Source organism: Bacillus sp. JJ1609, assembly GCF_036967045.1.
GTDB lineage: Bacteria > Bacillota > Bacilli > Bacillales > Cytobacillaceae > Mesobacillus.
Map to the genome: position 1 here is coordinate 156,589 of NZ_JBALSS010000025.1, position 8,581 is coordinate 165,169.

Sequence of the window (8,581 nt, forward strand, 5' to 3'; positions counted from 1 at the left end):
TTGTTTAACAGAGCCAAAAAATAATAAAAAATGCGGCTTCCATTAGTAACGGAAAGCCGCATTTTTTATTAGATAACTTATTTTTCTTTATCTTCATTAAACCAAAGCGGGTCATTGTTATCGACCTCGCCATTATAGTTAATCATGATTTCTTCTCCGGCACGGATGTCACGGTATGCATAAAAATCAAAAGTATGATTGTCAAAATTGATTTCGTAGGTCGCATTTGGTTCGTAGGAATGGTTGAACAGCATCCCGTATCCAAGAAGGATGCACGAGTGATTGATGCCGTACTCGAATGCATAGTCAGCCAAAGCAGTTTTCTCTATGTGTACATGGTCGGCATTAGGATAGGAAAGAACCGGTGCTTCATGAATCAGCTGGCCCTTTGCTATGTCACGAGTGGCGAATACCCCTCTGTTGAATTCTCCATCACTTATTGTTGAAGTCTTAATTTCGATCATAATTTCACCTGCTTGTCCTCTTGTTAGTTGAATTTAATCCTCTTAAGCATGACTGTTCTCCTTCAGAAATGCAAATTTTTTTCTTTTCCAGCTAATTTTCATTAAAAAATAATTTTTCAAACCATATTTTTGTCATATTTTTATCCTATAAGCCAATAAAAGTTCATGAAAAACCACTCTATTTACCTATTAAAAGTGGCGAGACCTATGCCAATATATAGGGCGTTTCTCATCCGTTTTACTCAAGAAAGAATCCGGATAAAAGGAGAAAGGAGAAAAAGTGGTTAAGTTGCACTACTTATCGGAGGGATAGTTTTATTTTCCTGAGTCAATAATCATACTTTATTTTTCTGAAAAATCAGGAATTAAGGTGGGTTTTGTAGAATTTTGTTTCAAATTATGATGTGGATAAGAGATCAGTCGGACATACACTGTATCTCGATAAAGGCAAACCTGGTGAAAACCAGCGACGCAAAGCTACAGGGGCTACTGCACTATAGTGCTAGGCCAGCCAGCTACCGAAAGATCAGGGTGAATTACATGACATTTGTTCATCTAACCCCCCTTTCGGCAAAGGCGGGGTTATTTTTGTACAAACGGAGGTGAAAAAAAGAATGAGACTGCTGAATCTATCGAACGGCAAAGAACTGGCAGCACATGTAAAAGTAGCAGACAACTTTTTTAGGAGATTCAAAGGGTTGATGCTGACGAAATGCTTGCCAGAAGGACACAGTCTCTACATACAGCCCTGCCCGTCCATCCATACCTTTTTTATGAACTATTCCATCGATGTTCTTTACATCAACGAGAACAATGAAATTGTAGGTGCAGACGAACAGCTAGAACCTGCGAAAATTGGAAAGCGCTACAAAGGTGCGTACTCCGTATTCGAGTTGCCAGAAGGCACAATCCGGAATACAGGAACGGAAGTCGGTCATTTTATTAAACTACTAAATGAAAAGGGGATTTAAACAATGAAAGCAAAAATGAAAGCATTATTTACGGAAGAGCAAGGACAAGGTATGACTGAGTATGGTTTGGTGTTAGGGGTTATTGCTGTTGCGGTAGTTGGAGCTTTAGGATTGCTTCGTACTGAGATTATGGAAATGTTTGAAGCAGTTACAACTGCAGTTACTAATAGATAGGGAGCCGGAAATTAATTTATATGAACAGTTAAAATCAAATGCACTAATTAATATTATTCTTCTATCAGCGATATCTAAATCTATAAACTTGCCAGTCAGAGGTACAGGCAGAAGGAGCCTCGCGTTGAAAAACGTGGGGCTTTTTTTAAAACTTCTCCAAGAAATGAGGGAGAACGATGTGGATTGATTTTTTATTGATGGCGTTGTTAGCCATTTGTGTATTTACTGATTTAAAGGAACGGAAGATTTATAACAAGGTCCTGATGCCGTTTTTAATCCTGGCGTTTGTGATCCACCTTGTAACTGGAGGAATATCCGGGCTTGGGTTTACTTTAGCAGGAACAACGGTGGGCTTTGCAATTTTACTCATCCCTTATTTCATGGGCGGCATGGGAGCGGGCGATGTGAAACTTTTGGCAGTCATTGGCGCGCTTAAGGGTACGGTCTTTGTCCTCACGGCAGCTGTGTATATGGCATTGGCCGGTGGCATCCTTGCATTGTTTGTACTGTTATTTAGAAAAGGAGCGCTGAACCGTATTAAGCAAATCTTCATTTTCTTTGGTGGTTTGCGCGGTGGAATGAAGATTCCTCTTTTCATGGATAAAGAAGCACTCAATGCAACCTACCCATACGGTGTCGCAATCGCCATCGGCGCGGTCGCAGCAGCTATATTCCCATCCGGAGGAGGTCTCCTATGAGGCGAGATGAGCGTGGCCAGTCCCTTGTTGAGACCGCTCTCATCCTGCCGGTGCTTTTGCTGATATTGGTTGGCATCCTTGATTTTGGACGGATGATGTATTCCTATACACATCTCCATATGGCGGCCCAGGAAACGGTGAGGGTCGGCAGTCTGGGAGAGGGGGATACAGAAATTATTTCCTTCGCGAAGGATTATGTTCAGCTTAAAGAAATTGATCAATTAAAAATCATTATTTCACCTGGAGAAGCTAACAGGGATTCAGGTGAATATTTAACAGTGAAGCTTGAGTATCCTTTTCACTTTTTTACTCCGTTTGTGTCCAGCCTGTTTCCTTCAGCGTTGTCGATTAAGGCGGAGTCCACAATCAGAGTCGAGTAGGGGGAAAATATGATAAGAAGATGGTTTGCTGAAGAATCAGGAAACACGCTTATATTGGCAGCCCTTTCTCTCTTTGTCCTCTTAAGTTTGGCTGGTCTGGCGATTGATGGCGGAATGCTTTATATGACCAAGGCAGAGCTGCAAAAGACAGCAAATGCCGCTGTCCTTTCGGGTGCCCAGGAGTTGACGAATAATGAGGGGGAAGTTGATGAAATAACGAGAAGCATTGTGGCTGCCCATAACGATGGTTCAGCGATTGAGAATATCTCAATTGAGATGGAGAAGAAGGTCGCTATTGACCTGTCTAAAACGGTGCCACTTGCTTTTTCTAAATTATTTGGCAAGGAATCAGTCAATGTACGGGCACATTCTGCTGCGGAACTGAGAACAATGGGAAGGGCAGAAGGGGCAGCTCCTCTTGGAATTGATGACAGCATCCCTCTTGAATTCTATAAAGAATATCAGCTTAAAGTAGATAGCGGTGGCGTTGAGTACGGTAACTTTGGGGTACTTGCTTTAGGCAGCACCGGGGCGAGCTCTTATGAGGAAAACCTCCGGAACGGTTATCAAGAGGAATTGGCAGTAAATGATATCATTTCCACTCAAACGGGCAATATCGCAGGGAAAACAAGGGAGATCATCAAAGAAAAAGTGAATGGATGTCCTGAACTTCCAAGAGATATCCATGACAGAGACTGCTCAAGGATTATTCTTATTCCTGTCTATACTCCTTACAATCATGATGTCAACCAGGTGAAAGAAGTGAAAATAACAGGCTTTGCTTATTTTTACATAACAGACCCAATGGATAGTAAGGATACATCCATCAAAGGTATGTTCATTGAAAGACCAGGTACAGGATTAGAAACAAAAACAGGCGTTTTCAAAGGCGCATACAGCATTCGAATAACGGAGTAGGTGATCAAAAATGCGATCAAAGCTTGTTTTGGTCCTCGCATTGGTAATGGGGATCGTCACAACATTTCTTTTCTTTCAATATATGAGTCAAGTAAAGGCAGAAAAGACAATGAACAGTAATCTTGTAGAAATTGTTGTCGCCAAGGAAAGAATCCAAAAGAACGAGCGAATAACGGCTCAAAAGCTGATGCTCGCAGCGGTTCCCCAAAAAGCGCTGCATGCCAATTCTCTTAGAAGCATCAAGGATGCGGAAGGCAAGCTGGCAAATGCAACGATCGAGCAGGGGGAGCCCGTTCTTTCCCATAGACTTGGGACAGAAACGTCCGAAGCAACCTATGTATCCCGGAAGGTCCGGGACGGGTATCGGGCTGTTTCAGTTGGTGTTAATTTAAATCAATCAGCTTCAAACCTGATTGAACCAGAAGATGAAGTGGATATTATGTTTTCAAAGAAAATTGAGGGGCCTAAACCAAAGGTCGAATCTCAAATTATCTTGGAAAAAGCTAGAGTCCTTGCCGTAGGAAGAAAAATGATTTTACCTGAAGATTCACAGGAGCCCTATGCAGAATATACAACTGTTACTGTCGAGTTAAAACCAGAGGATGCTCTTAAGCTAGTGAATTCCGCTGAACAGGGAAATATCCATTTTATGCTGAATAAACGGCCCGTAATAAAGGAACAGAATGTAACTGGCGAAAGCAATAAAGATTGAGGTTAACGGAGGGTGATCAATCATGGAAGACGCAACTGAACTGCAAACACATGAAATGAAGCCGGCAAAGAACAAACGCGGCGAGCTTATTGCCGTTTGCAGCGCAAAAGGCGGGATTGGTCGCACGATTTTGACGGTCAATCTGGCTGGAGCCTTAGTAAAAAAGAATATCTCCGTCGCTATCTTGGATGGGGATTTCCAATTTGGGGACGTGGGGCTGGCAATGGACCTGAAATCAGCCTTTACTATCAAGGAAGTGATTGAAGGGGTCAGCACTCTTGATGAACATAGCCTGGCGGGTTATTTATCCAGGCATGAAACCGGTGTGAGAGTGCTGGTGGCCCCTGAACGTCCTGAATTTGCTGATCTTGTCACCAAAGAGGCTGTTAATAAAATCATCGACCTTATGCTATTAAATTATGATTATGTCGTAGTTGATACCGGTGTAGGTCTTAGCGACCATACTGTACATATTGCCGAGAAGGCGGACCAGATCATGGTGATGGCAAATCTGGAAATGACCGCCTTGAAAAATACGAAGCTGATGCTTGAGACTTTTGAAATACTTGAGCTTCACAGAAAGGTAACACTTGTAGTGAATAGGGCAAATATGGAAAGCGTTATACAGGCTGAAGACGCGGCAAGGATTCTTGGATATGAAGATCCTGTGTATATCCCAAATGATTTTCAAACATGCTCTCAATCTCTTAATATTGGTATTCCATTTGTGGTGAATCAGGGAAAGACGGATGTGGCAAAGGCGATTTTTAAAATGGCCGAACGCATTACAAGCCGCCGGGAAATAACGCTTTTCAAAGAACCAAAAGGCTCTTCATTTTTATCAAAATTAATCGGCAGAAAACGGACAAGGGGAGGAGCAGAACAATGAGCCTTCTGAACCGCATTCAGGAAAGGACGCAGCAAGCGGAAGGAAACGAGGAACAAGCTGAGTTGATATCCGAAGCCGTCCCCCAGCAAAGACTGGACATTCGAGCAGTTTTCAGGGACCCCAAAAAAGAGGCAGTGAACCCTGAGTTTCAAAGGAAACAGGATAAGCATCAGGAATTAAAGAACCTTATCCATAAACAAATCTTGCAGGAGTTCAAGGACGCACCTGTTGAGGAAATTATCCCCCGGCTTGATGGCATGGCGATCGAGATCATGAAGGATGACGAACAATTCCGCGGCAGTATTGACCGTAAAAAAGTCGTTGATGAACTGAAGAATGACCTGACAGGCTTTGGTCCGATAAATCCCCTCCTCATGGATGAAGATGTCAGCGAGGTCATGGTGAATGGCCCAAACCAGGTTTATTGTGAGCGTAAAGGGAAAATAGAAATGACCTCGATCAAATTCAGGGATGACGAGCATGTCATGAGCATTATTGAAAAAATTGTAGCGCCGCTCGGCAGAAGGATTGATGAAAGCTCTCCAATGGTTGACGCAAGGCTTCCCGACGGTTCCCGTGTTAATGCCATCATTCCTCCGCTTGCCTTGAAAGGCCCGACAATCACCATCCGAAAGTTCTCCAAGGATCCGTTCCAAATTGAGGATCTAATAAACTTTGGCACACTTAGTGAAGAAATGGCGATTTTCCTTGAAGCCTGTGTAAAAGCCCGCCTTAATATTTTCGTCTCCGGGGGAACGGGTTCTGGAAAGACGACGACCTTGAATGTTCTTTCCAATTTTATTCCGCATGATGAACGGATCATTACGATTGAGGATGCTGCTGAGCTTCAGCTAGGACAGGATCATGTTGTCTCTTTGGAATCAAGGCCGCCGAATATAGAAGGAAAGGGTTCAATTACAATCAGGGATCTTGTTCGGAATTCGTTAAGGATGAGGCCTGACCGGGTTGTCATTGGTGAGGTCCGCGGAGCTGAAGCTTTGGATATGCTGCAGGCTATGAATACAGGTCACGATGGCTCGCTTGCAACCGGGCACTCCAACAGTGCCAGAGACATGATTGCCCGTCTGGAAACGATGGTTTTGCTCGCCGGTGTTGAACTTCCTGTAAAAGCAATCCGGGAACAAATTGCCGGAGCGATTGATGTCATTATCCAGCAGTCCAGGTTAAAGGATGGTTCTAGGAGAATAACAAGCATCACCGAAGTGCAGGGGATGGAAGGCGATGTCATCGTCCTGCAGGATGTGTTTACCTATAATCAGCAGGGAGTAAACGATGCTGGCAAAATCATCGGGCGTCTAGTACCAACAGGAGTCCGTCCAAAGTTTTATGAACGGCTCGAAGCTTCAGGAATTCATATCCCAGCCAATGTTTTCATCGAGAGTGAGGAGTGGGGAGAATGATTTATGCCATTTCCGCGTTCTTCCTGCTGACGGCTTTCCTGTTATTTTTATCTTTTTTCCAAAGGATTTTTCTCTCTGACAAACGGCTGGAAAAGCGAATCGAAAAGTATCTGTCCAGCGGCACAAAATTGGACAGAAAGCATTACGATTTGATGGTCTATTTTCAAATGACCAAGCAAAAGGTCAGAAAGAAAATGCTGACGAAAGAGAAAAATTCAAAGCTGGAAACCTTGTTGAGAAGATCAGGCCTTCCGCTTAAACCTGAGGAATATATTATATTCCAATGGGTAGCGGCAGGATTATCTGGCTTTTTATTACTGCTGCTAACAGGGAATTTTATTTTTATGGCAGTTGGTTTTTTACTGGGGTTCATGTTTCCCCGCTGGTATGTAAAGAAAAAACAAAAGGAGCGGGTCGCAAAGTTCAATGATGGTCTTCCTGATATGATTTCTACGATTGTTGGTTCCTTGAGGGCAGGCTTCAGCTTTCAGCAGGCCTTGAAGGCGGTTGTTGAGGAGGCAGGTTCTCCCATTAAGGAGGAAATGGACAGCGTCATCAAGGAAATGCAATATGGCGCAAGCCTTGAGGATTCATTGAATGATCTAAAAGAGCGGATGCCCAGTGAGGATTTGGATTTAATGATCCAGGCCATCTTGATTCAGCGGCAGGTCGGCGGAAACCTTGCCACCGTTCTGGACAGGATTGTCCAAACCATCAGGGAGAGAACGAAAATCCACCGGCAGATTTCCTCGCTTACAGCGCAGGGGCGTTTATCCGGGATTGTCATCGGCCTATTGCCTATTATTCTAGCATTCGTAATCTATTTAATTGAACCTGAATATATCGGGACATTATTCAGCCACCCAATTGGTATAGCGCTGACAGCAGCAGGTTTTATTTCGGGAATCATTGGGTTTTTTCTCATTCGTAAAATTACGGCAATCGAGGTGTAGCGATGATTTATTTTAGTTTTTTTCTTTCCGTTTCACTGCTGATTTACGGATTATATTTAATCAAGGATGAGAAATCCTCCTATATGAAGAACCGGATGTCAGCGTTTGTCAGCGGTGTTAAGGAGCAAACAGAGCCTGAGGCGGAAAAATCGAGTCATGCAACCTTGTATGAACGGCTCGTCAAGCCGCTGCTCAATGATTTTAAAAGAAGCTTTAAGAAAAAAATGCCTGGTGAGAAAGAAGCGAAGATTGAAACAAAGCTCCTTCTCGCAGGAAGCCCTTTTGGAATGACTCCTGTGGATTTTAGATTATTACAGATTTCCATCATGCTGCTTTTTCCGCTTTTAGCAGGTGCATATGGGGCATTGCTCCAGACGGGCTATGCAGGTATATTCCTGTTTTTCATTGTCGGGCTCGGAGCTGGTGCGGTTCTCCCCCATTATTATCTCAACCTTAAAAAGAAGGCTCGAAACCGAAGTGCTTTGAAGGAGCTTCCTGATATCCTGGATCTTCTGACCGTAAGCCTTGAAGCGGGTCTTGGGTTTGACTCAGCGGTCAGCAAGGTCGTCTCAAAGAAAGCCGGAGTCCTTTCAGCTGAATTTCATCGCAGCCTTGAAGAATTAAGACTTGGCAGGACGAGAAGAGAGGCTCTTTCAGGGATAAAGCTCAGGGTAGAAGTAGAAGAGGTCCGAGCTTTTATCAGCAGCATCCTCCAGGCGGAGAAGCTGGGAATTGGTATGGTGCAGGTGCTTCGTGTCCAGTCGAATGAAGTGCGCGAACGAAGGAGGCAGCGGGCAGAGGAAGAGGCAATGAAGGCTCCGGTCAAAATGCTTTTCCCGCTGGTGCTATTCATTTTCCCGAGCTTATTTATCGTCCTGCTTGGTCCAGCGCTGATTCAATTTATTGAAACCTTTTCAAAATAAAGAAATGGACTGGCTGTATCTCAAGGCCAGTCCATTGTCTTATTTTTTGGCTGTGTTAAACTTGTCTGTTGATTTCCG

Annotated in this window: 11 protein-coding genes and 1 riboswitch; of the genes, 10 read left to right on the forward strand and 1 reads right to left on the reverse strand. The window is 43.7% G+C overall.

From position 1 onward, the window contains the following. Window positions 1-77: 77 nt before the first annotated feature. Window positions 78-464, reverse strand: a complete 387-nt coding sequence (locus tag V7654_RS18555) for an SET domain-containing protein (RefSeq protein ID WP_335432241.1) — start codon at window positions 462-464, stop codon at window positions 78-80. Between the two features lie 436 nt (window positions 465-900). Then, window positions 901-987: riboswitch (cyclic di-GMP riboswitch) on the forward strand. Between the two features lie 91 nt (window positions 988-1,078). Here V7654_RS18555 and V7654_RS18560 point away from each other — a divergent pair. The 10 genes from V7654_RS18560 to V7654_RS18605 all read left to right on the forward strand — a co-directional run bounded on the left by V7654_RS18560 (window position 1,079) and on the right by V7654_RS18605 (window position 8,503). Beyond that, window positions 1,079-1,435 carry a DUF192 domain-containing protein gene (locus V7654_RS18560; RefSeq protein ID WP_335432243.1) on the forward strand — a complete coding sequence of 119 codons (357 nt, stop codon included), beginning with the start codon at window positions 1,079-1,081 and terminating at the stop codon, window positions 1,433-1,435. A gap of 3 nt (window positions 1,436-1,438) precedes the next feature. Beyond that, window positions 1,439-1,609: a Flp family type IVb pilin gene (locus V7654_RS18565; RefSeq protein ID WP_335432245.1), complete on the forward strand. Its 171-nt coding sequence runs from the start codon at window positions 1,439-1,441 to the stop codon at window positions 1,607-1,609. Window positions 1,610-1,785: 176 nt separating this feature from the next. Next, on the forward strand, window positions 1,786-2,307 hold the full coding sequence (locus tag V7654_RS18570; RefSeq protein WP_335432246.1) for an A24 family peptidase: 522 nt from the start codon (window positions 1,786-1,788) through the stop codon (window positions 2,305-2,307). Further along, on the forward strand, window positions 2,304-2,687 hold the full coding sequence (locus V7654_RS18575) for a TadE/TadG family type IV pilus assembly protein (RefSeq protein WP_335432247.1): 384 nt from the start codon (window positions 2,304-2,306) through the stop codon (window positions 2,685-2,687). Before V7654_RS18570 ends, V7654_RS18575 begins: the two co-directional genes overlap by 4 nt. A 9-nt stretch (window positions 2,688-2,696) precedes the next feature. Beyond that, on the forward strand, window positions 2,697-3,605 hold the full coding sequence (locus V7654_RS18580; protein ID WP_335432249.1) for a Tad domain-containing protein: 909 nt from the start codon (window positions 2,697-2,699) through the stop codon (window positions 3,603-3,605). A 10-nt stretch (window positions 3,606-3,615) separates the two neighbouring features. Further along, window positions 3,616-4,317 (forward strand): Flp pilus assembly protein CpaB, encoded by a 702-nt coding sequence (cpaB, locus tag V7654_RS18585; protein WP_335432251.1) that lies wholly within the window; start codon window positions 3,616-3,618, stop codon window positions 4,315-4,317. Window positions 4,318-4,339: 22 nt separating this feature from the next. Next, window positions 4,340-5,206 (forward strand): AAA family ATPase, encoded by an 867-nt coding sequence (locus V7654_RS18590; protein WP_335432252.1) that lies wholly within the window; start codon window positions 4,340-4,342, stop codon window positions 5,204-5,206. Beyond that, window positions 5,203-6,627 (forward strand): CpaF family protein, encoded by a 1,425-nt coding sequence (locus V7654_RS18595; RefSeq protein WP_335432253.1) that lies wholly within the window; start codon window positions 5,203-5,205, stop codon window positions 6,625-6,627. The genes V7654_RS18590 and V7654_RS18595 overlap by 4 nt, the downstream gene beginning before the upstream one ends. Next, complete coding sequence (locus V7654_RS18600) at window positions 6,624-7,580, forward strand: type II secretion system F family protein (protein WP_335432255.1); 957 nt, start codon at window positions 6,624-6,626, stop codon at window positions 7,578-7,580. Before V7654_RS18595 ends, V7654_RS18600 begins: the two co-directional genes overlap by 4 nt. Window positions 7,581-7,582: 2 nt before the next feature. After that, window positions 7,583-8,503: a type II secretion system F family protein gene (locus V7654_RS18605; protein WP_335432257.1), complete on the forward strand. Its 921-nt coding sequence runs from the start codon at window positions 7,583-7,585 to the stop codon at window positions 8,501-8,503. Window positions 8,504-8,581: the final 78 nt, after the last annotated feature.

What these genes read in the sequence shown, in the direction of transcription:
- V7654_RS18570 (WP_335432246.1), top strand. Translation starts at nt 1,786, where the DNA reads ATGTGGATTGATTTTTTATTGATGGCGTTGTTAGCCATTTGTGTATTT.
- V7654_RS18590 (WP_335432252.1), top strand. Translation starts at nt 4,340, where the DNA reads ATGGAAGACGCAACTGAACTGCAAACACATGAAATGAAGCCGGCAAAG.
- V7654_RS18605 (WP_335432257.1), top strand. Translation starts at nt 7,583, where the DNA reads ATGATTTATTTTAGTTTTTTTCTTTCCGTTTCACTGCTGATTTACGGA.
- cpaB (WP_335432251.1), top strand. Translation starts at nt 3,616, where the DNA reads ATGCGATCAAAGCTTGTTTTGGTCCTCGCATTGGTAATGGGGATCGTC.
- V7654_RS18555 (WP_335432241.1), bottom strand. Translation starts at nt 464, where the DNA reads ATGATCGAAATTAAGACTTCAACAATAAGTGATGGAGAATTCAACAGA.
- V7654_RS18575 (WP_335432247.1), top strand. Translation starts at nt 2,304, where the DNA reads ATGAGGCGAGATGAGCGTGGCCAGTCCCTTGTTGAGACCGCTCTCATC.
- V7654_RS18560 (WP_335432243.1), top strand. Translation starts at nt 1,079, where the DNA reads ATGAGACTGCTGAATCTATCGAACGGCAAAGAACTGGCAGCACATGTA.
- V7654_RS18600 (WP_335432255.1), top strand. Translation starts at nt 6,624, where the DNA reads ATGATTTATGCCATTTCCGCGTTCTTCCTGCTGACGGCTTTCCTGTTA.
- V7654_RS18580 (WP_335432249.1), top strand. Translation starts at nt 2,697, where the DNA reads ATGATAAGAAGATGGTTTGCTGAAGAATCAGGAAACACGCTTATATTG.
- V7654_RS18595 (WP_335432253.1), top strand. Translation starts at nt 5,203, where the DNA reads ATGAGCCTTCTGAACCGCATTCAGGAAAGGACGCAGCAAGCGGAAGGA.
- V7654_RS18565 (WP_335432245.1), top strand. Translation starts at nt 1,439, where the DNA reads ATGAAAGCAAAAATGAAAGCATTATTTACGGAAGAGCAAGGACAAGGT.